The sequence below is a fragment of the Oerskovia sp. NPDC057915 genome (assembly GCF_042887685.1).
In the GTDB taxonomy this organism is placed as follows: domain Bacteria; phylum Actinomycetota; class Actinomycetes; order Actinomycetales; family Cellulomonadaceae; genus Oerskovia.
This window is the reverse complement of the sequence record NZ_JBHVOS010000032.1, coordinates 1-24729: the sequence shown is the minus strand read 5'-3', so window position 1 is coordinate 24729 and position 24729 is coordinate 1. Positions and strand designations below refer to the sequence as shown.

The following is a 24729-nucleotide window of genomic DNA, read 5'->3' as shown; positions in this document are numbered from 1 at the left end:
GCGGGACGTGGGCATACTGCGAGGCAGACGAACGACGACGCACGAACACGCACGATCCTGCTCGCCCCAGGAGGTCGCATGTCGCAGTCCACCGTCCCCGGCCCGGGCACCGACGCCCGCGCCGCGGACGCCCCACGCCCTGAGTCCCCTGGTGGCAGCGGTGAGGACGCCCTGCTCCGGCTCGGCAAGCACCTGCGCCGCGGCGAGGTCTCGCCGGACCTGCGCCAGCTGTTCCTCCAGGGGGGCCGCGAGGGCGACGTCTTCTACCGGGACCGGTGGTCGCACGACAAGGTCGTGCGCTCGACGCACGGCGTGAACTGCACCGGGTCGTGCTCGTGGAAGGTGTACGTCAAGGACGGCATCATCACGTGGGAGACGCAGCAGACGGACTACCCGTCGGTCGGTCCCGACTCGCCCGAGTACGAGCCGCGGGGCTGTCCGCGCGGTGCGGCGTTCAGCTGGTACACGTACTCCCCGACACGGGTCCGCTACCCGTACGTGCGGGGAGTGCTGCTGCGGGCGTTCCGTGACGCGAAGGCGCGCACGGGCGATCCCGTGCGCGCGTGGGCCGAGGTCACGGGGAACCCCGAGACGGCGCGCGCGTACAAGCAGGCGCGGGGCAAGGGCGGCCTGGTGCGCGCGTCGTGGGAGGAGGCCGCGGAGATCGTCGCGGCGGCCCACGTCCACACGATCAAGACCTACGGCCCGGACCGCATCGCGGGCTTCTCGCCCATCCCGGCGATGTCGATGGTCTCGCACGGCGTGGGTGCCCGGTTCATCTCGATGCTGGGCGGCGCGATGCTGTCGTTCTACGACTGGTACGCGGACCTCCCGGTCGCCTCACCGCAGGTGTTCGGCGACCAGACCGACGTCCCCGAGTCCGCAGACTGGTGGAACTCGTCGTACTGCATCATGTGGGGCTCGAACATCCCCGTGACCCGGACCCCGGACGCGCACTTCATGGCCGAGGCGCGCTACCGCGGCCAGAAGGTGATCGTGGTCTCGCCCGACTACGCCGACAACACCAAGTTCGCGGACGAGTGGCTCGCGGTGCACCCCGGCACGGACGGCGCGCTGGCCCTCGCGATGGGGCACGTGATCCTGCGGGAGTTCCACGTGGGACGTCGCACGGCGCCGTTCGTGGACTACCTGAGGAAGTACACGGACTCGCCGTTCCTGGTCACGCTCACGCCGAGCCCCGCGTCCGGCTCCGGGTCCGCACCCTCCGTGCCCGACGGCGCAGCTCCCCAGCCGGAGGCCGTCACCTACGTCCCGGGCAAGTTCCTCACCGCGGCCGACCTCACGGACGACGTCCTGCCAGGGGCCTCGAGCGCCGCGAACGCGGCCTTCAAACCCGTCCTGCTCGACGCCGACGGGTCGCCCGTGATCCCGAACGGCACGCTGGGCCACCGGTTCGGCGAGGCCGACGAGGGGAGGTGGAACCTCGACCTGGAGGGCGTGGTCCCGCTGCTGTCGGTCGCGGACGGCCCGGCGGGCGTGGGACCCGACCTGCTGGCGGGAGCGGCGCCGTCAGGCCGGGACGGCACCGTGTCCGCGCGCGTGGACCTGCCGCGCTTCGACCTGTCGCCCGACCCCGACCAGGGCGACGAGGGCCTGCACACGGGCGGCGCGGGCTCGATCACGCGCGGCGTGCCCGTGCGGCGCGTCGGCGGGCACCTGGTGACCACGGTGTTCGACCTGCTGCTCGCACGCTACGGCGTGAACCGCGAGGACCTCGACCTGCCCGGCGAGTGGCCCTCGGGGTACGACGACGCGGACTCCCCCGGCACCCCCGCGTGGCAGGAGCAGTTCACGGGGGTCCCTGCGGCGGCGGCTGCGCGGATCGGGCGCGAGTTCGCGGACAACGCCGAGAGGTCCGGCGGGCGCTCGATGATCATCATGGGCGCCGGCGCCAACCACTGGTTCCACGCCGACACGATCTACCGGGCCATGCTCGCGCTCACGACGATGACGGGCTGCCAGGGCGTCAACGGCGGCGGGTGGGCGCACTACGTCGGGCAGGAGAAGTGTCGGCCCGTCACCGGGTGGGCGCAGTACGCGGGCGGGCTGGACTGGTCGCGGCCCCCGCGGCAGATGATCGGCACGGCGTTCTGGTACGTCGCGACCGACCAGTGGCGCTACGACGGGCTGCCCGCGGACGCGCTCGCGACACCGTTGGGCTCGGGCATGTTCGCGGGCCGGACCACGGCCGACTGCCTGGTCGAGTCGGCGCAGCGCGGCTGGATGCCGAGCTACCCGACGTTCGACCGCAACCCGCTCGACCTCGTGGACCAGGCCGAGGCGGCCGGCGTCGCCCCCGCGGACTACGTGGTCTCCGAGCTGCGCAGCGGCGCGCTCAGGTTCGCGGTCGAGGCCCCCGACGCCCCCGAGAACTTCCCGCGCTGCGTCACGGTGTGGCGGGCCAACATCCTGGGGTCCTCGGGCAAGGGCAACGAGTACTTCCTCAAGCACCTGCTGGGGACGGACTCGGCGGTGCTCGCGGACGAGTCGGCTCCAGCCCGGCGCCCGCGGTCGATCGAGTGGGCCGAGGAGGGGGCGCGCGGCAAGCTCGACCTGCTCACGACGCTCGACTTCCGCATGACGAGCACCACGCTGTTCTCGGACGTCGTGCTGCCCGCGGCCACCTGGTACGAGAAGCACGACCTGTCCACGACGGACATGCACCCGTTCGTGCACTCGTTCAATCCCGCGATCAGCCCGCCGTGGCAGACCCGCACGGACTTCGACATCTTCCACACGATCGCGCGGAAGATCAGCGAGTACTCGGTCGAGCACCTGGGGGTGCGCAAGGACCTCGTGGCCGCTCCGCTGCTGCACGACACCCCGGACGCCATGTCGGTGCCGCACGGCACGATCATCGACTCGGGCGCGGGGCCCGCGTCCCGTCCGCTGGTGCCGGGCGTGACCATGCCCAAGCTGGTCGTGGTCGAGCGCGACTACCCGGCGTTCGCGGACCGCATGGCCTCGCTCGGCCCGCTCACCGAGAAGCTCGGCATGGTCACCAAGGGCGTGCAGTTCTCGCCGGGCGAGGAGGTCCGGGTGCTGGGGCAGAAGAACGGGCTCGTGCCCTCGGGCCCCGCGGCGGGGCGCCCGCGGCTCGACAAGGACACGCACGCGTGCGAGATGATCCTGGCGCTGTCGGGCACGACGAACGGTCGCCTCGCCGTCCAGGGCTTCGAGCACGTCGAGAAGCGCACGGGCGTCGAGCTCGCGGACCTGGCGCGCGACGAGCAGGGCAAGCGGGTCACGTTCCCGGACGTCCAGTCCCGCCCGACGACGGTCATCACCTCCCCCGAGTGGTCCGGCTCGGAGCACGGGGGCAGGCGGTACACCGCGTTCGCGATCAACGTCGAACGCCTCAAGCCGTGGCACACCCTCACGGGACGCCAGCACTTCTTCCTCGACCACGACTGGATGACCGAGCTCGGGGAGCAGCTGCCGATCTTCCGGCCGCCGCTCGACATGCACCGGCTCTTCCCCGACTCCCCGCCGCTGGGCGACCGCTCACCGAGCGGCTACCCCGGTTCGGAGGGCCAGGCCGAGGTCGCGGTGCGCTACCTGACGCCGCACTCGAAGTGGTCCATCCACTCGGAGTACCAGGACAACCTGTTCATGCTCTCGCTGTCGCGCGGCGGGCCGAACATCTGGATGTCGCCGCGCGACGCCGACAAGATCGGGGTGCGTGACAACGAGTGGATCGAGGCGTACAACCGCAACGGCGTGGTCGTGGCGCGGGCCGTGGTCTCGCACCGCATGCCCGAGGGCACGGTGTACATGCACCACGCGACCGACCGCACGATCGACGTCCCGCTCGCCGAGACGTCGGGCCTGCGCGGCGGCATCCACAACTCGTTGACCCGGGTGCTGCTCAAACCGAGCCACCTCGTGGGCGGCTACGCGCAGCTCGCCTTCGCGTTCAACTACCTGGGGCCCACGGGCAACCAGCGCGACGAGGTCACGACGATCCGCCGCCGCTCGCAGGAGGTGACGTACTGATGCGTGTGATGGCTCAGATGTCGATGGTCATGAACCTCGACAAGTGCATCGGGTGCCACACGTGCTCGGTGACGTGCAAGCAGGCGTGGACGAACCGCACGGGCGTGGAGTACGTGTGGTTCAACAACGTCGAGACGCGTCCCGGCCTCGGCTACCCCCGGACGTACCAGGACCAGGAGAAGTGGCAGGGCGGCTGGGTCCGTACCCGGCGGGGGAAGCTCAAGCTCCGGGCGGGCGGGCGGGCGAAGAAGCTCGCGACGATCTTCTCCAACCCCAAGCTCCCCTCGATCCACGAGTACTACGAGCCGTGGACGTACGAGTACGACATGCTCCTCTCGGCCCCGCAGGGCCCGCACACCCCCGTCGCCAAGCCCACGTCCCTGCTCACGGGCGAGGACATGAAGATCGAGTGGTCGGCCAACTGGGACGACGACCTGGGCGGGTCCAAGGAGACCATGCAGGACGACCCGATCCTGCAACACATGAGCGAGCACGTGGCCTCGGAGTTCGAGCAGACGTTCATGTTCTACCTGCCGCGCATCTGCGAGCACTGCCTCAACCCGGCGTGCGTCGCGTCCTGCCCGTCGGGGGCCATGTACAAGCGGGCCGAGGACGGGATCGTCCTGGTGGACCAGGACCAGTGCCGCGGGTGGCGCATGTGCGTCACGGGCTGCCCGTACAAGAAGGTCTACTTCAACCACAAGACCGGCAAGGCCGAGAAGTGCACGCTGTGCTACCCGCGCCTCGAGGTCGGGCTGCCCACGGTCTGCTCCGAGACGTGCGTGGGGCGCCTGCGCTACCTGGGCCTGGTCCTGTACGACGCCGACCGCGTGACCGAGGCCGCGGCCGTCGAGGACGAGCACGACCTCCTGGAGTCCCAGCGCTCGGTGTTCCTCGACCCGCACGACCCGGCGGTCGTCGAGGCCGCGCGCGCCGAGGGCATCCCCGAGGACTGGATCACGGCCGCGCAGGCCTCGCCCATCTGGGCCCTCATCCAGAAGTACCGCGTGGCCCTGCCGCTGCACCCCGAGTACCGGACCATGCCCATGGTCTGGTACATCCCGCCGCTGTCCCCCGTGGTCGACGTGGTCGGCTCGTCGGGCAACGACGGCGAGGACCCGCGGACCCTGTTCGCCGCGATCTCCAAGCTCCGCATCCCGCTCGAGTACCTCGCGGGACTGTTCACTGCGGGCGACACCGTGCCCGTCGAGCGCACGCTGCGGCGCCTGGCCGCGATGCGCACCTACATGCGCGACATCAACCTCGGCGACGAGCCCAACGAGGCCGTCGCCCGCGCGGTCGGCATGACGGGCACCGAGATCCAGGAGATGTACCGCCTGCTCGCGATCGCCAAGTACGAGGACCGCTACGTGATCCCGACCGCCCACCAGGAGATCGCGCGCGAGCTCGAGGAGATCTCCTGCTCGCTCGACTTCGACGGCGGGCCCGGGATGGGCGGCATGGGAGGCGCCGGGCCGTTCGGCTCGTCGAGCGGGACGCCGACCCCCGTCGCGGTCGAGAACTTCCACGTGCTCCAGGCCCGGCAGACGGCCGACTCCCCCAACGGCCCGTCGACGTCCGGGCGCGTCAACCTGCTCAACTGGGACGGCAACGGCCGGCCCCCGGGCCTGTTCCCGCCGGGGTCTCCCGACGGCCTGTCGGGCGGGGCCGAGGGTCCCGGGCCGGACACGTCCGGCGACGACGCGGCGGCCCGGTGATGGGCCTGTTCTCGAAGTCCCCGGCGACGACCTTCCTGCCCCGCCCGACGGCGCGCACGCCCCTCCTGGAGCCCCTCGCCCCGGTCCGGGCCACGCCCGTGCAGCGTCGCACGACGCACATGGCCGCCTCGCTCCTGCTCGACTACCCCGACGCCGGGACGCTCGCCGCCGCGCGCGAGGTGCGCGACGTCGTCGGGCACCTTCCTCCCGAGGTGCGCGCGCGGCTCGTGGCCTTCCTCGACGACCTCGACGCGGGCGACCCCGCCGCGCACGAGGCACGCTACGTCGCGACGTTCGACCTCAGGCGCAAGTGCTCGATGTACCTGTCCTACTACGCGGCCGGGGACACGCGAAAGCGCGGCATGGCGCTCGTGCGGTTCGTGCAGGCGTACCGCGCCGCCGGGTGGGAGGTCGACGGCGAGGAGCTGCCCGACTACCTGCCCATGGCCCTCGAGCTCTCGGCCCGGGCGACCACGTGCGACGAGGAGCGCATCGCCGCGGGGCTGCTCGGCTCGCACCGCCAGGGCATCGAGGTGCTGCGCTCCGCCCTCGCCGCGATGTCCAGCCCGTACGCGCTCGTGGTCGAGGCCGTGTGCCTGACCCTGCCCCCGCTCGACGCCGAGACCGAGCGGCGCTACCTCGAGCTCGTGACGTCCGGACCGCCGACCGAGATGGTCGGGCTGTCGGCCATGGGACCGCTCGAACCGTTCGCGCCCACGGGGGCGCCGCCCGAGGAGGTACGACGATGACCGGAGCGAGCACGGGCGACATCCTGCTGTGGGTCGTCTTCCCCTACGTGACCTTCGCGGTGTTCGTCGTGGGGTCCGTGTGGCGGTACCGCTACGACAAGTTCGGGTGGACCACCCGGTCGAGCGAGCTCTACGAGAAGAAGCTCCTGCGGCTCGGGTCGCCGTTGTTCCACTTCGGGCTGCTGTTCGTGATCCTCGGGCACGTCCTGGGGCTCGTGATCCCCGAGTCGTGGACCGAGGCCGTCGGGATCGACGAGACCGCGTACCACTTCGTCGCGACGTACATGGGCTCCCTCGCGGCCCTCGCGCTCGTCGCCGGGCTGCTCATCCTCGTCTACCGGCGGCGGACGACCGGGCCGGTGTTCCTCGCGACCACGCGCATGGACAAGGTCATGTACGTGTTCCTCGCCGCGTCGATCCTGCTCGGCGCGTGGGCGACCGTCCAGACCCAGCTCCTCGCCGAGAACCACGGGTACAACTACCGCGAGACCATCTCCCCCTGGTTCAGGTCCCTCTGGTACTTCCAGCCGCAGCCCGCGCTCATGGAAGGCGTGCCCGCGGCCTTCCAGCTCCACATCGTCGCGGCCAACCTGTTGTTCATCCTGTGGCCCTTCACGCGGCTCGTGCACGCGTTCTCCGCGCCCGTGCCCTACATCTTCAGGCCCTACATCGTGTACCGGTCGCGCGACGCGTCCGTGGCGTCCCGCGAGCCGCGGCCGGGGTGGGACCCGTCGGAGCGGCCGGGCAGGTAGCTGCCGGCGCCGGGACGGCTCAGGCCGGCCTCCTGCGCGGCTTGAGGCGCACGTCCGGCAGCACCGGGGCGGGCAGCGGCCCGCCGTCGTACCCGAGGACCTCGCCGAACCTGCGCCCGGGCGCACCCGGGGCGTAGCGCGTGCCGCCGTCGCCGGGGACGGGGACCGGTGCGGGCGCTTCCGCCCCGTCACCCTGGTCGACCTCGACCTGCGCCATCCAGTCCGCCCGGGCGGCCGCGACGTCGTCGTGCGAGCGGCCCACGAAGTTCCACCACATGACGATCTCCTCGGCGAACGGCTCGCCGCCGATCAGCACGGCCCGCACGGGCTCGACGCCTGCGGTGACCGTCAGCACCGATCGTCCCGGCTCGACGTAGCCGAGCGAGGCCACGGGCACGGGGACGCCCTCGAACGACGCGTCGCCCGTGTCGACGAGCAGCGCGTGCTCGAACCGCGGGTCGACCGCGAGCTCGGCCGACGCGCCCGCGGGCAGGTCGACCTGCGCCCCCACGAGGGGCGTGAAGACCGTCGCGGCCGACCGGAGCTCGGCGCCGCCCACGCTCAGCGACCCCACGAGCACCTGGACCCGCTCGCCCGCCGCACCGGTCCACACGGGCAGGTCGCCGTGGTGCTCGAAGAAGGGCTCGTCGCCGAGCCGGTCTCCCGGCAGCGCGACCCAGAGCTGCACGCCGTGCAGCAGGGGCGGGCGCACGCCTGCGGGCGACTCCTCCGAGTGCGAGATGCCCCGCCCGGCCGTCATGAGGTTGAGCTCGCCCGGCCGCACGGTCTGCAACGAGCCGACCGAGTCGCGGTGCAGGATCTCGCCCTCGAACAGCCAGCTCACGGTCTGGAGACCCGTGTGCGGGTGCGGTGGCACCTGCATGCCGTCAGACGTCGAGACGTCGTCGGGTCCGTAGTGGTCCAGGAAGCACCACGCGCCCACGAGCGAGCGGACGCGCTGCGGCAGCGTACGGCGCACGTCCATGGCGCGGGTCCCGCCGAGCGGGACCTGGCGGTGGTCGAGGATCTCGACGGGCGCGCGGTCGGCGGACGCCCCGTCCGCGGGGCTGCCCGACGACGGAGCGTGGCTTCCTGCGGCGCACACCTCTTCACGGGGCCGGGTCTCGAGGTTGCTCATGGGACGAGCCTAGGCTCGCCCGTGGCCGGAGGCCCGCCACGGAGCCAGGTCCGGAGACTCAGCGAGGCTCCCGGCGGGGGCCGGGAGCCTCGCTGATGACCGTGTGCCCTGAGACGGCCGGACCTGGGTCCGGCCGGGCTCCGCGTCGACGTCGCGGCTCGGCACCCTCCCCACGACGAGCGGGTGCTCGTCCTGTTCTCCTGGAAGGCGCCTCTCACGATCGGCATTCCGGTTCCGGTCGGGACCTGCGTCGTCACCCGCAGCCCGGGGTGTTGGGACCCACGGGACGTCTCACCGTTCTCCGGTCAGCCTGGGGCTCTCGGGGGATGTGGTTCCAGCGTCCTTGCCGGTCCGTCCTCCCGTGCGGGAGGGCGTCGTTGGGGGCTGCTGCCTTACCCGTCGAAGCCGATAGTGACGTTTCTAGTCCTGCTCGGGCCACCCGTGCAAGAGGTCTACGGACCCTTTTTCGTCGAGCCCGTTCACCACAGGTTCGTCCACAACGAGATCCCCGTTCTCCCGTGTCCACCCACAGGCTTGTGCACAGAATCTGTGGATAACTCTGGGGGCGATTCACACCCAGAACCTCGCCGTGCTCTCCGCCGCGATGCGTTCCTCGACCTCAGCGGCCGACACCTCGAAGCCCCCGTCGTCGACCAGGACACCCTGGACCCGGCCCTGCAGCACCGCGGCGAGCCGGGCGACGGACGCGCGCATGCGAGCCCGCGCGATGAGGTGCAGGCCCGACGGCTCCTCCACGTCGAGCTCGTAGACGTCCGTCGGGAGCCACGAGAGCCGGTACGCGAACGGGCCGTACTGACGCCAGTCGAGCGTCGCCAACGACGCCGGCACCCTGTCCACCTTCTGCACCACGACCCGCAGCACGCCGTCGTACGGCGTCTCCCCCTCGAGCGCGAAGTCGACCAGCCGGTCCGCCCGCTCCTCGACCCCGGTCACGTGCGCGCCCGGGACGAAGGTCCGCAGCACCCCCAGGGCGGACTCGGGCGTGAGCGCGTGCGCGCTGAACAGGGTCAGGTCGACGCCCCGCGCCGGGTCGGGCGTCAGCACCGGCGTCCCGTCGACCGCGACGCTGCCCCCGACCTTGCGCGCCGTCGCGACGGCCCACCGGACGACGCGCAGCTCCAGCTCCTCGGGGAGCCCGGCCGCGAAGACCCGCCCGAGCCCGTCGCGGTCCTCGAGGTCGAGCGGCGCGCGACCCCGCGGAGAACGCGCGACCCGGACCGCCCACACCTCGGCGGCCGACGAGGCCAGGCCGAGTCCCTGCGCCCCGGGCGACAGCACCACGAACGGCCCGACGACCTCGACGCCCTCGGTGAGCCGGAGCACCCCCGGGCGACGGACGTCGTCGGGCACCACGCCGCGGAAGCGCGCGCCCGCCATGGGGCGCTCCGCCGGGCCGCTCGTCGGCTCGCTGACCCAGCCCGCCTCCGGGAACCAGGCCCTCGCGAGCGCCTCGATCCCCGGCAGCGCGACGCCGCGCGAGCGCGGCAGCGCGAGCAGGTGGTCACTGCGGTACAGGTCGGGGACCCACCCCGTCGGAGGAAGCGTCATGACGTGACGCTAGGCGCGTCGAGGACCGCACAGAATACCGGGAGGTTACGGGCGTGGGTCGGGTGCGGGAGCCGGGCCTGCGTCCGGCACGCGTCAGGCGGTGGGGGCGCCGACGTCGTGCAGGTGATGGACCACGTCGTGCAGGAAGTACTGCCCCAGCGTGCGCACCGTGAAGACCGAGCCGTTCGACCGGCGGCCGGGCCGGTCCCAGTCGTCCTGCCCGACGGCGTCGAACCGCCCCGCGATGCGGTCGCCCGCGATCGCGATCTCCCGGGCGAGGAACTGCGGGTCCTGGTGCTCGTAGTCTCCCGCGAGCGCCGCGGCGTCCTGGTCCCAGTTCGCGAACAGGGGGTCGTCGCCCTCGACCATCGACGCGAGGCGCACGTCGAAGACGCCGAACACGTCGCGCACGTGTGCCGCGTACTCGAGCGGGGACCACGTGCGCTCGTCGGGTCGCACCGCGACGTCGGGGCGCGCGAGCACGTCCTGCCAGCGCGGGATCGTCGCACGGACCGCCGGCCCCACCCGGTCCGGGTCGACCGTCCCCGACTCGAACCCGCACTCGGGGCACGGGCGGTCCAGGACCCAGGTCCAGTCCTTGGTGTCGGGGGTGATACCGGAGGGTTCGACCTGGCCGGGCTGCTGAGACGTCGTCATGACGGGATGCTAGGTCCCCGCTGCGCGCCGCGGAACCCCCGGTCCAGCCCGTGGGCCTCACTCCTGCGGGGCGGGGGGCGGGATCTCGTCGAGCAGGAGGACGTCGAGCGGCTCGAGCATCCACTCCTCGAACGGCACGCCCTGGAACAGGTCGAACAGGGCGTCCTCGCCCGCGGTGAAGGCTGCCGCGGACTCCCACGTCGTGGTGAGGACCAGGCGCTCGCCGTCCCCCTCCGACCACGCGACCGCCTCGACGATCCCCTGGACCGAACGAGCGATCAGGGTCGCCTGCTGGAGGTAGGCGAGAGTCGCCCCGCGGAACTCGGGGCGTGGACGGTGCACGACGACCTGCGTGAACATCGGTCCTCCCCGGGGTTCAGGACAAACGCTACGAGCCGCTGGCGACCCCTGGGAAGAGTACGACAGGGTGATGTCCTGAGCGTCACGCCCCCCGGGCCCTGTCACCCATCTCGTCGAGGGACCGCCCCTTGGTCTCCGGGAGGAAACGCAGCACGAAGAACACCCCGAGAGCGGAGATCGCGGCGAACGTCCCGTACGTCGCCGGCAGGCCCCACGCCTCGCTGACCACGGGGAACGACGTCGTCACGGCGTAGTTCACGAACCACTGCACGGCCGTGGCGACCGCGAGCGCCGTCGCCCGGATCGCGGGCGGGAACATCTCCCCGAGCAGCACCCAGCCGAGCGGCCCCCACGTGAGCCCGAACGAGACGACCATGAGGTTGACCGCGACGAGGGCCGTCATGGCCCACGCCATCGGGAAGACCAGCTCTCCCGAGGCCGACGTCGTCGCCTGCCCGAACGCGAAGGCCGTCACCGCCAGCGCGACCGCCATGCCCACGGAACCGGCCGCGAGCATGGGGCGACGCCCGAACCGGTCCGCGAGCCCGATCGCCACGACCGTGACCACGATGTTGACCCCGGCGGTCACGAGCGACATCGTCAGCGCCTCGGGCTCCGTGAAGCCGACCGACTCCCACAACGACGTCGAGTAGACGAACACGGCGTTGATGCCGCTGAGCTGGATGAGGGCCGCGACTCCCAGGCCGATCCACACGATGGGTCGCAGCCCCAGGGCGGGGCCGCGCAGGTCCCGGAGCGAGCTCGCGGCGTGCGCGCCGATCGACGTGCGGATGTGGTCGACCTCCGCGTCCACCTCGTCGTCGCCCAGACCCGTGAACCCGTGCAGCACGCGCTGCGCCTCGACCTCGCGCCCCCGCCCCACGAGGTAGCGGGGCGACTCGGGCAGGCGCAGGGCCGCGAGGCCGTAGAGCGCCGCGGGGACGAGCTCGACGAGGAACATCCAGCGCCACGCGGGGAACCCCGCCCAGAGGTCGTGCGCGGCGCCCCCGGCCGCGCGCGACATCGCCAGCCCCACGCCCAGGGCCACGAAGATCCCGATCGTGATGAAGAGCTGCTGCAGGCCGCCGAGGCGACCGCGCGAGCGCGGCGGCGCGATCTCGGCGATGTACGCGGGCGCCATGACCGACGCCGCGCCGATCCCCACGCCTGCGAGGAAGCGCACCGGCAGGAGCAGCGCCACGGACGGCGCGAACGCCGCGGCCACCGCGCAGAGAGCGAACAGCAGCGCGGAGAGCAGCATGACGCGCACACGGCCGAGCCGCTCCGACACCGACCCGGCGAACCAGGCCCCCACGGCGCACCCGAGCAGGGACAGCGAGGCGACCGTGCCGCGCATGCTCGCGGTCAGCTCGAAGTGCTCGCTCAGCGCGCCGACGGCGGAGTTGACCACCGACGTGTCGAACCCGAACAGCAGACCGCCGAGCGCGGCGGCGAGGCACGCGAGGACGACCTTGCGCGGGACGCGGGGGTGCGGGCGTGCGTCGGTGGTCATGGTCGGGACCGTTCGGTGCTCATGCTCGGAACACTGCCACGGTCCTGCCCCCTGGACGCAGCGCCCGGGGGGTGATCCTCGGGTCTCAGAGGACCTGGCCGGCGAGCGCCGCCGACTCCTCGTCCGAGAACAGGCGCGACCGGATGATGAAGCGCACGCCCTCGGGGGCCTCGACGCTGAACCCCGAACCGCGACCCGGCACCACGTCGACCGTCAGGTGCGTGTGGCTCCAGTACTCGAACTGGGTGCGGCTCATCCAGAACGGCACGGTGAACGTCGCCCCCACGGGTTCGTCGGCGTCGCCGGCTCCACCCACGACGTCCCCGTCCCCGCGCAGCGCGGTCCCGAGCCCCAGCGGTCCCGCCGGCCCGGTCAGCGCGACGTCCGCGAGCTCGGGCTCCACGAGCTCCGAGAACGAGTCGGTGACCACGAGGTCTCCCAGGTGGACGTCCGCTTCCGACGTGAGGAACTCACCCTGCGGGTAGCACATGGGCGACGACCCGTCGCAGCACCCACCGGACTGGTGGAACATGAGGTCGCCGTACTGGACGCGCAGGCGCGCGAGCAGCTCTGCCGCGGCCGGGGTCAGCGCCACCCGGTCGGGCCGCACCCCCGGTGCGGCGACCTGCGGGCCGGGCGTGACGTCGTCGGGCATGGTCCTTCTCCCCTCGTGGCTGACGGACAGGCGGACCGTCGCGGGCGGGACCCGGCACCCGGGCCCCGCCCGCGACGGCACGGACGGCCTAGAAGAAGCCGAGCCTCGTGGCCGAGTAGCTGACCAGGAGGTTCTTGGTCTGCTGGTAGTGGTCGAGCATCATCTTGTGGTTCTCACGGCCCACGCCCGAGCCCTTGTACCCGCCGAACGCGGCGGCCGCGGGGTAGGCGTGGTAGCAGTTCGTCCACACGCGGCCCGCCTGGATCGCGCGGCCCGCCCGGTAGGCGATGTTGGCCTCGCGCGACCACACGCCCGCGCCCAGGCCGTACAGGGTGTCGTTCGCGACCGTGATCGCGTCGTCGAAGTCGGCGAAGTCGGTGACCGCGACGACGGGCCCGAAGATCTCCTCCTGGAAGATGCGCATCGAGTTCTTGCCCTCGAAGATCGTGGGCGTCACGTAGTAGCCGCCCGCGAGGTCGCCGCTCATCTCGGCGCGCGCACCGCCCGTGAGGACCTTGGCGCCCTCGGCCTTGCCGATGTCGATGTAGCTGAGGATCTTCTCGAGCTGGTCGTTCGACGCCTGCGCGCCGATCATCGTCTCGGTGTCGAGCGGGTTGCCCTGCTTGACGGCCTTCGTGCGCTCGATCGCGTCGCCCAGGAACTGGTCGTAGATCGACGACTGGATGAGCGCGCGCGACGGGCACGTGCACACCTCGCCCTGGTTGAGGGCGAACATCGTGAACCCCTCGAGGGCCTTGTCGTAGAAGTCGTCCTTCTCGCGCGCGACGTCCTCGAAGAACAGGTTGGGCGACTTGCCGCCCAGCTCGAGCGTGACCGGGATGATGTTCTGGCTCGCGTACTGCATGATGAGCCGGCCCGTCGTGGTCTCGCCCGTGAACGCGATCTTGCGGATGCGGGGGCTCGACGCGAGCGGCTTGCCCGCCTCGACCCCGAACCCGTTGACCACGTTGAGGACACCCGGGGGCAGCAGGTCCCCGATGATGTCGATCAGGAACAGGATCGACGCCGGGGTCTGCTCGGCGGGCTTGAGGACCACGCAGTTGCCGGCCGCGAGCGCCGGCGCCAGCTTCCACACCGCCATGAGGATGGGGAAGTTCCACGGGATGATCTGCCCGACCACGCCCAGCGGCTCGTGGAAGTGGTACGCGATCGTGTCCTCGTCGATCTCGGAGATCGACCCCTCCTGGGCCCGGATCGCGCCCGCGAAGTAGCGGAAGTGGTCGATCGCGAGCGGGATGTCCGCGGCGAGGGTCTCGCGCACGGGCTTGCCGTTCTCCCACGTCTCGGCGACCGCGATCTTCTCGAGGTTCGCCTCCATGCGGTCGGCGATCTTGTTGAGGATCACGGCGCGCTCGGTCGCCGTGGTCTTCCCCCAGGTGCGGGCGGCGCCGTGCGCGGCGTCCAGGGCGCGGTCGATGTCCTCGGCCGTGCCGCGCGCGACCTCGGTGAAGGTGCGGCCCGTGACGGGGCTCGGGTTCTCGAAGTAGCGGCCGCTCGCCGGGGCGACGTACTCGCCGCCGATCCAGTGGTCGTAGCGAGACTTGTACTCGGCGATGGCTCCGGGGGTGCCCGGGGCAGCGTAGACGGTCATGTGCGTCTGCCTCCTTGCAGTGCTCTGTGCCGTGCGTGGCCGCCGCCTGCCGTCTGCCCGCCGTCCGGCGCGGTCCACATCCCGGGGCGCACCGTTGCGCCCGGGTGCACCGGACGCTACGCAGCGCAGGGTTGCAGGAGGGTTGCAGTCACGGTGTCAGGACGGTCGGGGCGTCAGCGCAGCGAGCGGTCCAGGAGCGCGAGGCGCGCGCGGGCCCGGGCCGCCGCCGGGGTCCCGGGGGCGGCGAGCGCTGCGAGCCGGCGCCACGCCGCGTGGTCGTCGGCGCCCTCGTCGCTCGCGAGCCAGCGCCCCAGCGCCCCCACGTCGCCCGACGCGAGGACCGCCCCGCGCACCTCGGCCGACAGCTCGTCGCGCAGCCGCTCGACGCCCGGCGCGACCGACCGCGGCAGCACCGGCCCGGGGTACGCGGTGAGCGCTGCGTGCACGTCGCCCGCGGCGAGGAGGTCGCGCACGGTGTCGAGGTCCGTGCGCAGGGGCGCCCCGAGCCGGTACGGCCGAGACCCGCCCAGCAGCGGCCCGACGGCCCGCCGCAGCCGCGACACCTCGGCGCGCACCGTCACGTCGGACAGCTCGCCGGGGTGCAGCAGCACGGCCAGCTCGTCGGCGCCGAGCCCCCGCGGGGACGCGGCGAGCAGCAGCAGGATCTCGCTGTGGCGAAGGCTCAGGCGGCCCGACGGCGCCGCGTGCGTGCCGTCGTCGGGCGCGGGCGCGTAGGTGCCCGGGGCGGGCCAGCCCGCCGCTGCCCCCGGCGCGGCGCGGAGCACGCCGTTGGACACGCCGAGCACGTCGAGGCGCGGTGCGAACGCGCCGTCGCCGGTGTCGCTGCGCCCGGGCGGGCCGGCCCGCTCCGCGAGCTCGCGCTCGACCGCGGCGACGGAGGCGCGCACGAGCGACAGCACGAGGCCCGACGCCGCGACCTGGCCGCCCGTGACGTCGAGGACCCCGAGGACGCGGCCCGTGCGCAGGTCGCGCACCGGGGCGGCCGCGCAGTTGAACGACTGGACGGGGCGTGTGAAGTGCTCGGCGCCGAGGACCTGGACGGGGCGTCCCGTCGCGAGGGCCGTGCCGGGCGCGTTCGTCCCCACGCGCTCCTCGCGCCACACCGCGCCCTCGACGAAGCCGATGCGCCCGACGTCGTCGCGCACGCTCGCGCTGCCCTCGACCCACAGGAGCCGCCCGGAGTCGTCGGTCATCGCGACGACCGCGCTCTCCCCCGCGAGCCCCGCGACCAGGAGGTCGCGCACGATCGGCATGGCGCGCGCGAGCGGGTGCCGGGCCCGGTAGGAGCCGAGGTCGGCGTCCGACATCGACACGTCGGGGTGGGGGACGTCGGGGTCGACGCCGCTGCGGGCGCTGCGACGCCACGACGCCGCGACGAGGGGTCGGATGCCGGGCGGGAGCGCTCCCGTGCTCAGGAAGGCCTCGTGGGCGGCGCTCACGGCGGCAGGACCGGGTGGCAGGTCCAGGGCGTCGCCGGGCGGGTTCTCGGAGCGCTCGGGCGGCCGAGCGTCGTGCGTCTCGGGACGGTCGGTCATGATCGCCTCCTTCGACGCCCTCGTCGAGTCCTGCCGGTCCTGGGGCCAGTGTAGGTGGCCCGGCGCGCGCCGTCCTGGGCCGCGGAACGGCGCGGATTAGCAATCTGACAAAGAGTGCCTATGATGTCATCATGCCGAAGATCATCGGCGGTTCGCTCCACGAGCACCGCGCACAGACCCGTCAGAAGCTCTTCGCGGCGCTCTCGAACCTCATGATGGACCGCGGCTTCGACGCGATCTCCCTCGCCGACATCGCCGCCGCGGCGGGCGTCGGACGCACCGCGGTGTACAACCACTTCCCCGACAAGGAGTCGCTGCTCCTCGGCTTCATCACGCACGAGACCGAGCAGTACGTCGGGACGCTGGAGCGTGCGCTCGAGGGCGTCGACGACCCGGTCGAGCAGCTCCGCACCTACATCCGCCAGCAGGCGCAGCTCAAGCGGGTCTTCCACCTGGCCCCCGGACCGGACCTGCGCACCGTGCTCTCGCGCGGCACGCAGCAGCGCCTGCGCGAGCACGCCGTGATCGTCGAGGACACGCTGCGCCGCATCCTCACCGCGGGCATCGCCTGCGGCGAGTTCCCCGAGCAGGACCTCGGCACCACGGTCCAGCTCGTCAACGCGTGCCTGTCGGGCCGCCTCATCCCCGAGGACCCCGCCGCCCGCGAGCGCGCGATCGAGGCGACCGAGGCGTTCGTCCTGCGGGCCGTGGGCGCCCAGGAGCTCGTCGCCGGCTGAGGTTTGACACCCCGCGCGACAGGCTGGGAGCCTGCGGCGTGACCTCGACCGCCCCGGCTCCCGCAGCCCGCGCCTTCCTCGCCCCGACCCTGACGTTCGTCCTGGCGACGTTCGTCGCGTCGGGTGCCATGCTCCTCCTCCAGCAGGTCTCAGGGCTCGGCACGGACGTCCTGCCGCTCGTCCAGCTCGGCCCGGCGATCGGGGCCGGGGTCACGTCCGCCGTCTTCCGCGGCCGCCTCTCCCCCCTCCTGCCCGACGCCGTCCCTCGCCGTCAGGTCGTCGCCCACCTGGTCCTGGCATTCGCCGCGTGCCTGCTCTACGGCGGCGTGCTCGTCGCCGCGCTCCTGGCACAGGGTGTGCGTCTCGAGGGTGCCCACGCCGCCGGCGCCGTCCCGTTCGCGCTCGTGCCCCTGCTGCTCCTCGTCGGCGCGGCCGGCGAGGAGATCGGGTGGCGCGGCACGCTCCAGCCCCTGCTCGAGAACCGGTTCTCGCTCCTGGTCGCGAGCATCGTGACGGGCCTCGTGTGGGGCGTGTGGCACGTGCAGGTCTTCACGGCCGGGCCCGTCGTGATCGTGGGATTCCTGCTCGCGACCGTCGCCCTGTCGGTGCTCGTGGGCCACTTCGGTCGCGGGACCGTGCGGCAGCGCGTCGCGCTCGCGACACTCGTGCACTGGCTGGTGAACCTCGCGCTGCTCGTGACGCTCGGCGACCGCCACTCGACGCCGGAGGGCACGGTCGCGAACGCGACCGCCGCGATCGTGACCGCCGCCGTGTTCATGGCCATGTTCGCCGCTGCCCAGCGCAAGCGCGGCAAGAGCGCGCTCGTGGCGCGCCGGACGCAGGACGTCGCGGCCTAGGGGGCTGCCCGGACGCCGGCTCACCATCCGTCCTGCGGGTCCGCCGTGCCCTCGGCTCCGACGGTCCGTCGTGGGGTCGCGCGGCCGGGCGCCTAGAGTCTTCCGGTGCCCCCAGCCCTCCCCCCGCTCCCCCCAGACGACACCCCGACGCCGCCCGGGCAGGCCGACGGACCCGCCCGCCGCGGGCTCGGCCGGTCCTTCACCAACGTCTTCACCGCGAACATCAGCTCGAGCCTGGCCGACGGCATCGCGCGCGTCGCCGCACCGCTCCTCGCGGCCCGCCTCACCGACGACCCGCTGCTCATCGCGGGGATCGCGGCCGTCGCGATGCTCCCCTGGCTGTTCTTCGCGATCCCGTCCGGGGTGCTGCTCGACCGCATCGACCGCCGCCACGCCATGGCGATCGCCAACGGCGCCCGGACCCTCCTCGCGGCCCTGCTCCTGACGCTTTTCGCGACCGGCACGCTGACCATCTGGTGGCTCTACGTCGTGATCTTCGCGTACGGCGCGCTCGAGACGCTGTACGACGGCGCCATCCGGGCCGTCGTCCCCGCGATCGTGCGCCGACCCGACCTGCCGCGCGCCAACTCCCGCATCGAGGCGGGCGAGCTCGTGGTGCAGAACTTCCTCGCAGTCCCCCTGACGTCGGCGCTGTTCGCGGTCGCCGTCGTGATCCCGCTAGGGATCGGCGCCCTGTCCTACGCGGTCGCGGGCGTGCTCGCCTTCTTCCTGCCCGCCGCGGCGGCCGGTGCCCACCGGGCGCACCGGCCGCGGCTGCGCCGCGGCGACGGGGCCGGTGAGCCCGCGGCCCTCGCTCCCGTGCGCACGACGTTCGCCCGCCAGCTCACCGACGGCTTCCGCTTCATCATGAGCCACCCCATGCTGCGACCGCTGTGGTTCCTCAGCATCCTGATCGCGCTGTTCTTCGCGGCGGCCATCGCGACCGACGTGCTGTTCGTGCTCGAACGGCTCGACGTGCCCGAGCAGTGGTTCGGGGTGTTCATGCTCTCGGGGGCCGTCGGCGGGATCGTCGGGGCGGTGGTCGTGAGCCCGCTCAAGGTCCGCTTCGGGGCAGGTCCCGTCATGGCGGCGGCGAACTTCGTCGGGCCGGTCGCACTGGTGGTCATGGGGTTCTTCCCGACGGTCCCCGTCGCGGTCGTGTGCTTCGCGGTGTCGTTCGGCTCGACGTCGGTGTGGAACGTCCTGGTCATGTCGCTGCGGCAGGCCGCGATCCCGGGGCACCTGCTGGGCCGGGTCCACGGTACGTGGCGGACGCTGCTCTGGGGGACCATGCCGCTCGGTTCGCTGCTGGGCGGGCTGCTCGCCCGGATCGACCTCACGACGCCGCTGCTCGTCGCGGGCGGGCTCACGGTCGTCGTCGCGGCGGTCGGCTACCGGTTCCTGCACGGTCTGCCGAACCCCGAGGACGTCGCGGAGCACGCGCTGCCCACGCGGTGACGACGGGAGACCCCACCCTTGGCACCCGTCGGCCCGTCGTGCAGGATGGCGAGCACGTGTTGCCGGACGAGCAGGGGGACCAGATGACCGACGACGTCACCGTACCGAGGAACCGTGGCGACCGCGGACGGCGGACCCGGCGGGTGCTGGGCGTCGCCGGAGCACTGGGCGCCCTTGCCCTGGCAGTCGCCCTCGCCGTGCCGGCGCTCACCGACGACCTGACGTCGACCGGGCCGGCCGAGCCGACCCCGGAGGCCTTTGCCGTGCCGGGCGCGGCTCCGGCGGGGACGCTGCCGGGCACGGCCTCGTCCCCGGACGCCGAGACACCGCGCGAGACCAACGGCGTGCAGGACTGCTCCGAGGTCACGCTCACCTCGGGCGCGGGGATCCGGGTCTCCGACGGGAACGGTGGCACCTACCTGCTGGGCGGCTTCGAAGGGTGGTGGAACAACTTCCCGGCCGACGCGGACGGCAACGTGCTGCCGGTCGAGGAGTGGCCCCAGGAGGTCCTCGACCACCCCGTCACCGCCCAGGTCGAGACCCGCGACGGCACCGTCCTCGAGACGTTCGACCGCCGGAGCTGCGGCTCCGTACCGGGCTACGTCCCGCCGCCGCTGGACACCCTGCCGGCGGACTCGATCGTCGTGCTCGACGTCGAGACGGGCGAGATCCTCACCGAGTCCGCCCTGCCCGCTCCGTGAGACGTCTCCCACAGAGCATAGGTAAACCTCACCTCACTGTTGTATCGTTCCTGACGCGACGTCATGACGATGTGTCACGACACACCGCGGACCGGTGCCGACCCCTGGCGCACGTGCCGACGTCGTGCACGTGACACGACGAACCGCAGGAGCCACCGTGACCGTTGAGATGACCGCCGAGACCCGCCCCGCCACAGGCGCCGCACCCGCGTCCCTGTCGCTGCGCCTGCGCGAGGGCACCCGCCCCGAGCACGAGCAGGCCGAGACCACGGGCTTCGTCGAGAAGCTCATGGGCGGCGAGCTGGACGTCGCCGCCTACACCGACCTCGCCGCGCAGCAGTACGCGATCTACGGCGCGCTCGAGAAGGCCAGCGCCCAGATCCGCGACGACGCCCAGGGCGCGACCCTCGTGTTCGACGAGCTGACGCGCACGCCCTCGATCGAGAAGGACCTCGCGTTCCTCGTCGGCCCCGACTGGGCCACCGAGATCCGCATCCTGCCCGCGACCGAGGCCTACGTGGCCCGCCTCCTCGAGGTCGGCACGTCGCTCTCCGCCTACGCCGCGCACGCCTACACGCGCTACCTGGGCGACCTCTCGGGCGGCCAGATCATCAAGCGCATGATGGAGCGCCACTACGGGCTCGGACCCGACGGCCTCGCGTTCTACACGTTCGACGAGATCCCCAAGGCCAAGCCGTTCAAGGACGTCTACCGCGAGCGCCTCGACGCCCTGGACCTCACGGACGAGCAGCTCGCCGAGACCGTCGCAGAGGCCAAGCGTGCGTTCCGCCTCAACAGCGCCCTGTTCGCCGAGCTCGGCGCGGTCCACTGCTGAGCGCACGCTGAGCACGGGAACCCCCGAGCACCGGGCACCCCCGAGCACTGCGCCTGCCCCGCGCCGCTGCGGCCTCTGGGCCTTCGCGGCCCCTCGCGGCCACTCTCGGCCCCTCGCGGACGAGCAGCGGTGGGCGTGCCGCGAGCATGCGGTGGGCGTCCTTCGAGCATGTGGTGGGCGTCCTTCGAGCATGTGGTGGGCGGCGAGATCCCCAGGATCTTCGACGCCCATCGCATGCTCGGCACCGAAGGCCCGGAGGACCGCCGCCTCCGACGTCTCCAAGATCACAGAAGATCTCGGGGACCGGCATGCCTCCTGGCAGCCTGCGTAGGTTAGCCTCAACTTACCCGAAGCCGCCCTCTCGCGTGGGCGGCCGACCCCTGCTGGAGCCCCTGTGATGTCGCACCCTGCCCGCGTCCCGTCCCCCGAGCGCCGACGCGGTCCGCTGACGCGTGGCCTGCGCCGCTCGTCCGTCGCCGGTGTCGCGACGCTCGCCGCGGCCCTGCTCGCCGCGGGGTGCGCACCGCTCCCGTACGAGCCACCGGGACCGACGCCCGCGGAGACCACGGACTCCGCGCCCGCACCGGCCGAGACCGAGGCCGTCACCCTCGACGCGTGCGCGGCCCTCGAGACGGGCCAGCGCCCGGCCGTGGACCCCGCGTCGTTCCCGACCGGCCCCACGACCGCGACGTTCGCGGACGACACGATCGACCCGATCGTCACCGCGCCCACCCCGACGCTGCCCGTGACCGTGCAGTCGTTCGACGGTCGCCAGGTCACGGTTGCCGACGCCTCCCGGATCATCGCGGTCGACCTCTACGGCACGCTCGGCGAGATCGTCTACAGCCTGGGACTGGGCGCGAACGTCGTGGGCCGGGACCTGCCGACGGGCTTCCCCGAGGCCGCCGACGTACCCGTCGTCACGGGCGCCGGGCACGCCCTCAACATCGAGACGATCCTCGGCCTGAACCCCAGCGTCATCCTCACGGACGCCACGCTCCTCACCGACACGGCCCGCACCCAGCTCGAGTCCTCGGGCATCCCCGTCGTCTACTTCGACGAGGCCCGCACGCTCGACGGCATCGACGACCGCATCACCGCGGTCGCGACCACGCTCGGCGTCCCCGAGGCGGGCGCGGCGCTCGTCGCGCGCACCGACCAGCAGGTCTGCGCGGCCCTCGCCGGGGTCCCCGCGGACACGGGTGACCCGCTCGTCGCGTTCCTGTACCTGCGCGGTTCCAACATCAAGATGCTGTTCGGCCCCGGCTCGGGCGCCGACGACCTGATCCGCGAGATCGGCGGCCAGGACGCGGGCACCGCGATCGGCCTCACGCAGCAGTACGCCCCCGTGACGAGCGAGGCCATCATCGCCGCGGCCCCGGCGGCCTACCTCGTGATGACCGACGGCCTCGAGTCGAGCGGCGGCCTCGACGCCATGATGGCGATCCCGGGCCTCGCCCAGACCCCCGCGGGGCAGGACCAGCGCGTGGTCGACATGGACGGCAGCCGCCTCCTGACGTTCGGACCCCGCACGGGCGAGACCATCGCGTCGCTCGTCCAGGCGTTCTACGGCGTCCCCGCGCCGGACCTGAGCACGGTCGGCGCGACCGACGTCTCGGCGGACGCAGGGTCGACCGCCCCGTGACGCCCGCCTCCCGCCCCGCCGGCCCGACGACGTCGCGCACCACCTCCGGCTCCCTCACCACCGAGCAGCGCACCCTGCGCGCGACGACCTCCGCCGGTGGCGAGACGGACGCGCGGGTGAGCGGCGCCGTCGGGCCGGGTGCCGGCGGCGGTGCTGCCGGCGGTGCGCAGGACGCGCTGCCCGGCGTCGGGAGGTCGCGGCGACGCGCAGCGACCTGGCTCATGATCGGGCTGGTCGTCGCGCTGGTCGTGCTCACGGTCCTGTCCGGCATGACCGGGCAGGTGCCCGTGTCGCCGTCGGAGGTCCTCGGCTCGCTCATGCACCACATGGGCCTGGACATCGGCCCCATGCCCTCGCACCCGCAGGGCGAGAACACGCTGTGGGTCGTGCGCTTCCCGCGCGTGGTCCTCGCGATCCTGGTCGGGGCCGCGCTCGCGTGCTCGGGCGCGCTCATGCAGGGAGTGTTCGGCAACCCGCTCGCCGAGCCCGGCGTGATCGGGGTCTCCGCGGGCGCGGCCGTGGGCGCGTGCGCCGTCATCGTCACCGCGGGCTCGCTCGTGTCGGGGACCTGGGTCGCCGCCGCGGCCTTCCTGGGCGGGCTGATCACGACGTTCCTCGTCTACGCGCTCTCCCGCTCGGGAGGGCGGACCGAGGTCGTGACGCTCGTCCTCACGGGCATCGCGGTCAACGCGTTCGCGGGCGGGCTGCTCGCGTTCTTCACGTTCGTCGCCGACCCGGCCGCGCGCGAGCAGATCGTGTTCTGGCAGCTCGGGTCCCTCGGCGGGGCCACGTGGGGCTCGGTCGCGGTCGTCGCACCCATCGCGGTCGTCGGCGTGACCGGTGCGATGCTGCTCCGTCGCCAGATGGACCTCCTGTCCCTCGGCGAGCGCGCCGCGCACCACCTGGGCGTCGACGTCGAGCGGCTGCGCCAGATCGTCATCGTCCTCGTCGCCCTGCTCGTCTCCGCGGGCGTGGCCTTCACGGGGATCATCGCGTTCGTCGGGCTCGTGGTGCCGCACCTGGTCCGCATGGTCTGCGGGCCGAGCCACCGGTGGCTCATCCCCGCCTCGACGCTCGGCGGCGCCGTGGTGCTGCTCCTCGCGGACCTCGTGTCGCGCTCGCTCGTCGCCAACGTCGAGCTGCCGCTGGGCATGATCACCTCGCTCGTCGGTGGACCGTTCTTCTTCTACCTGCTGCGCCGCACGCGCTCGCGCCAGGGAGGCTGGGCATGAGCCGCACGCTGGTCGAGCTCGACTCGCGGCACGAGGGCAGCAGCTTCTTGTCGTCGCTGCGGACCGCGGTCACGGGACGGCGACGCTCCTCGCGGCTGCCCTCCGCTGCCGTGGCGGGCGACGTCGTGACCGAGGCGCGCGACGCGACGCTCTCGCTCGACGGCACGCCCGTGCTGCGCGACGTGTCCGTCCAGGTGCGCGCGGGCGAGGTCCGCGCGCTGCTCGGCCCCAACGGTGCGGGCAAGTCCTCGCTGCTCGGTGCGCTCACGGGCGACCTGCCGCTCGACGCCGGTTCGGTGCTGGTCGACGGCGCTCCCCTGCGGTCCTGGACGCCGACCGAGCTGGCGATGCGCCGAGCCGTGCTCATGCAGCAGATCCACCTCAGCTTCCCGTTCACGTCGCTCGACGTCGTGCAGATGGGTCGCGCGCCCTGGCGCGGTACCCCGTCGGAAGAGGTCGACGACGCGGTGGTCGCCGAGGCGCTCGCCGCGACCGACGTGACGCACCTCGCGGGTCGGCACTTCCCGTCGCTGTCCGGGGGCGAGAAGGCGCGTGTCGCGCTCGCCCGCGTCCTGGCGCAGCGGACCGGGCTGCTCATGCTCGACGAGCCGACGGCCGCGCTCGACCTCAAGCACCAGGAGCTCGTGCTCCAGATCGCGCGTCGGCACGCGGAGGCCGGGGGCGCCGTGGTCGTCGTCGTGCACGACCTGGGCCTCGCGTCGGCGTACGCGGACCAGGTCACGCTCCTGTCGGGTGGGCGCGTGGTGGCCGACGGCTCTCCGCACGAGGTCCTGACGGCCGAGCTCCTGAGCGAGGTCTACGACTACCCGGTCGAGGTCGTGGCGCACCCCGGTGGCGGGGCGCCGATCATCCTGCCGGCACGTTCCCTCGCGGCGCCGCCGAGGTAGACCCGTGTGGGGGGGGGGGGCCCCCCCGCGGGGGGACGCCCCCCCCCCCGGCCGATAAAA

At 72.9% G+C, this 24729-nt stretch carries 20 protein-coding genes; 12 read left to right on the top strand and 8 right to left on the bottom strand.

Annotation, left to right across the window (positions count from 1 at the left end; genetic code table 11):
• Nucleotides 1-78: 78 nt before the first annotated feature.
• From ACFVQ3_RS17695 to narI, 4 genes are read left to right on the top strand one after another with little or no spacing between them, the layout of a single operon-like run.
• The gene (locus ACFVQ3_RS17695) at nucleotides 79-4017 is read left to right on the top strand and encodes a nitrate reductase subunit alpha (RefSeq protein ID WP_387641853.1); all 3939 of its coding nucleotides are present in this window, start codon (nucleotides 79-81) and stop codon (nucleotides 4015-4017) included.
• Nucleotides 4017-5735 carry a nitrate reductase subunit beta gene (narH, locus tag ACFVQ3_RS17690; RefSeq protein ID WP_387641850.1) on the top strand — a complete coding sequence of 573 codons (1719 nt, stop codon included), beginning with the start codon at nucleotides 4017-4019 and terminating at the stop codon, nucleotides 5733-5735. Before ACFVQ3_RS17695 ends, narH begins: the two co-directional genes overlap by 1 nt.
• The gene (gene narJ, locus ACFVQ3_RS17685; protein WP_387641890.1) at nucleotides 5735-6484 is read left to right on the top strand and encodes a nitrate reductase molybdenum cofactor assembly chaperone; all 750 of its coding nucleotides are present in this window, start codon (nucleotides 5735-5737) and stop codon (nucleotides 6482-6484) included. Before narH ends, narJ begins: the two co-directional genes overlap by 1 nt.
• The gene (gene narI / locus ACFVQ3_RS17680) at nucleotides 6481-7236 is read left to right on the top strand and encodes a respiratory nitrate reductase subunit gamma (RefSeq protein WP_387641848.1); all 756 of its coding nucleotides are present in this window, start codon (nucleotides 6481-6483) and stop codon (nucleotides 7234-7236) included. The genes narJ and narI overlap by 4 nt, the downstream gene beginning before the upstream one ends.
• 19 nt (nucleotides 7237-7255) lie before the next feature.
• Here the strand turns inward: narI and ACFVQ3_RS17675 are convergent, their stop codons facing one another.
• The 8 genes from ACFVQ3_RS17675 to ACFVQ3_RS17640 form a co-directional block, all read right to left on the bottom strand.
• The gene (locus tag ACFVQ3_RS17675) at nucleotides 7256-8374 is read right to left on the bottom strand and encodes a pirin family protein (RefSeq protein ID WP_387641845.1); all 1119 of its coding nucleotides are present in this window, start codon (nucleotides 8372-8374) and stop codon (nucleotides 7256-7258) included.
• 570 nt (nucleotides 8375-8944) lie between these two features.
• Complete coding sequence (locus ACFVQ3_RS17670) at nucleotides 8945-9943, bottom strand: hypothetical protein (protein WP_387641842.1); 999 nt, start codon at nucleotides 9941-9943, stop codon at nucleotides 8945-8947.
• A gap of 93 nt (nucleotides 9944-10036) precedes the next feature.
• Nucleotides 10037-10600 carry a DinB family protein gene (locus ACFVQ3_RS17665; protein WP_387641840.1) on the bottom strand — a complete coding sequence of 188 codons (564 nt, stop codon included), beginning with the start codon at nucleotides 10598-10600 and terminating at the stop codon, nucleotides 10037-10039.
• Nucleotides 10601-10657: 57 nt separating this feature from the next.
• Nucleotides 10658-10960 (bottom strand): antibiotic biosynthesis monooxygenase, encoded by a 303-nt coding sequence (locus tag ACFVQ3_RS17660; protein WP_387641838.1) that lies wholly within the window; start codon nucleotides 10958-10960, stop codon nucleotides 10658-10660.
• Nucleotides 10961-11042: 82 nt separating this feature from the next.
• Nucleotides 11043-12473 (bottom strand): sugar porter family MFS transporter, encoded by a 1431-nt coding sequence (locus ACFVQ3_RS17655; protein WP_387641836.1) that lies wholly within the window; start codon nucleotides 12471-12473, stop codon nucleotides 11043-11045.
• A gap of 85 nt (nucleotides 12474-12558) precedes the next feature.
• On the bottom strand, nucleotides 12559-13128 hold the full coding sequence (locus tag ACFVQ3_RS17650) for a DUF779 domain-containing protein (RefSeq protein WP_387641833.1): 570 nt from the start codon (nucleotides 13126-13128) through the stop codon (nucleotides 12559-12561).
• Between the two features lie 88 nt (nucleotides 13129-13216).
• A complete protein-coding gene (gene adh / locus ACFVQ3_RS17645; RefSeq protein WP_387641831.1) occupies nucleotides 13217-14740 on the bottom strand; it encodes an aldehyde dehydrogenase in 1524 nt (507 codons plus the stop codon).
• A 173-nt stretch (nucleotides 14741-14913) separates the two neighbouring features.
• Nucleotides 14914-16296 (bottom strand): transcriptional regulator, encoded by a 1383-nt coding sequence (locus ACFVQ3_RS17640; RefSeq protein ID WP_387641828.1) that lies wholly within the window; start codon nucleotides 16294-16296, stop codon nucleotides 14914-14916.
• 131 nt (nucleotides 16297-16427) lie between these two features.
• On the opposite strand from ACFVQ3_RS17640, the gene ACFVQ3_RS17635 reads away from it, so the two are divergent.
• The 8 genes from ACFVQ3_RS17635 (at nucleotide 16428) to ACFVQ3_RS17600 (ending at nucleotide 24669) form a co-directional block, all read left to right on the top strand.
• Nucleotides 16428-17033, top strand: a complete 606-nt coding sequence (locus ACFVQ3_RS17635) for a TetR/AcrR family transcriptional regulator (protein ID WP_387641826.1) — start codon at nucleotides 16428-16430, stop codon at nucleotides 17031-17033.
• A 38-nt stretch (nucleotides 17034-17071) separates the two neighbouring features.
• A complete protein-coding gene (locus ACFVQ3_RS17630) occupies nucleotides 17072-17890 on the top strand; it encodes a CPBP family intramembrane glutamic endopeptidase (RefSeq protein ID WP_387641824.1) in 819 nt (272 codons plus the stop codon).
• A gap of 105 nt (nucleotides 17891-17995) precedes the next feature.
• Nucleotides 17996-19348, top strand: a complete 1353-nt coding sequence (locus tag ACFVQ3_RS17625) for an MFS transporter (RefSeq protein ID WP_387641821.1) — start codon at nucleotides 17996-17998, stop codon at nucleotides 19346-19348.
• Nucleotides 19349-19431: 83 nt separating this feature from the next.
• Nucleotides 19432-20049: a hypothetical protein gene (locus ACFVQ3_RS17620; protein ID WP_387641819.1), complete on the top strand. Its 618-nt coding sequence runs from the start codon at nucleotides 19432-19434 to the stop codon at nucleotides 20047-20049.
• A gap of 157 nt (nucleotides 20050-20206) precedes the next feature.
• Complete coding sequence (locus ACFVQ3_RS17615; protein ID WP_387641816.1) at nucleotides 20207-20884, top strand: heme oxygenase (biliverdin-producing); 678 nt, start codon at nucleotides 20207-20209, stop codon at nucleotides 20882-20884.
• Nucleotides 20885-21281: 397 nt separating this feature from the next.
• Nucleotides 21282-22529: a hemin ABC transporter substrate-binding protein gene (locus tag ACFVQ3_RS17610; RefSeq protein ID WP_387641813.1), complete on the top strand. Its 1248-nt coding sequence runs from the start codon at nucleotides 21282-21284 to the stop codon at nucleotides 22527-22529.
• Nucleotides 22526-23761, top strand: a complete 1236-nt coding sequence (locus tag ACFVQ3_RS17605; protein ID WP_387641811.1) for a FecCD family ABC transporter permease — start codon at nucleotides 22526-22528, stop codon at nucleotides 23759-23761. The genes ACFVQ3_RS17610 and ACFVQ3_RS17605 overlap by 4 nt, the downstream gene beginning before the upstream one ends.
• Entirely contained in the window at nucleotides 23758-24669 is a 912-nt protein-coding gene (locus ACFVQ3_RS17600) for a heme ABC transporter ATP-binding protein (RefSeq protein ID WP_387641809.1), read from the top strand. Before ACFVQ3_RS17605 ends, ACFVQ3_RS17600 begins: the two co-directional genes overlap by 4 nt.
• The last annotated feature ends 60 nt before the right edge of the window (nucleotides 24670-24729 follow it).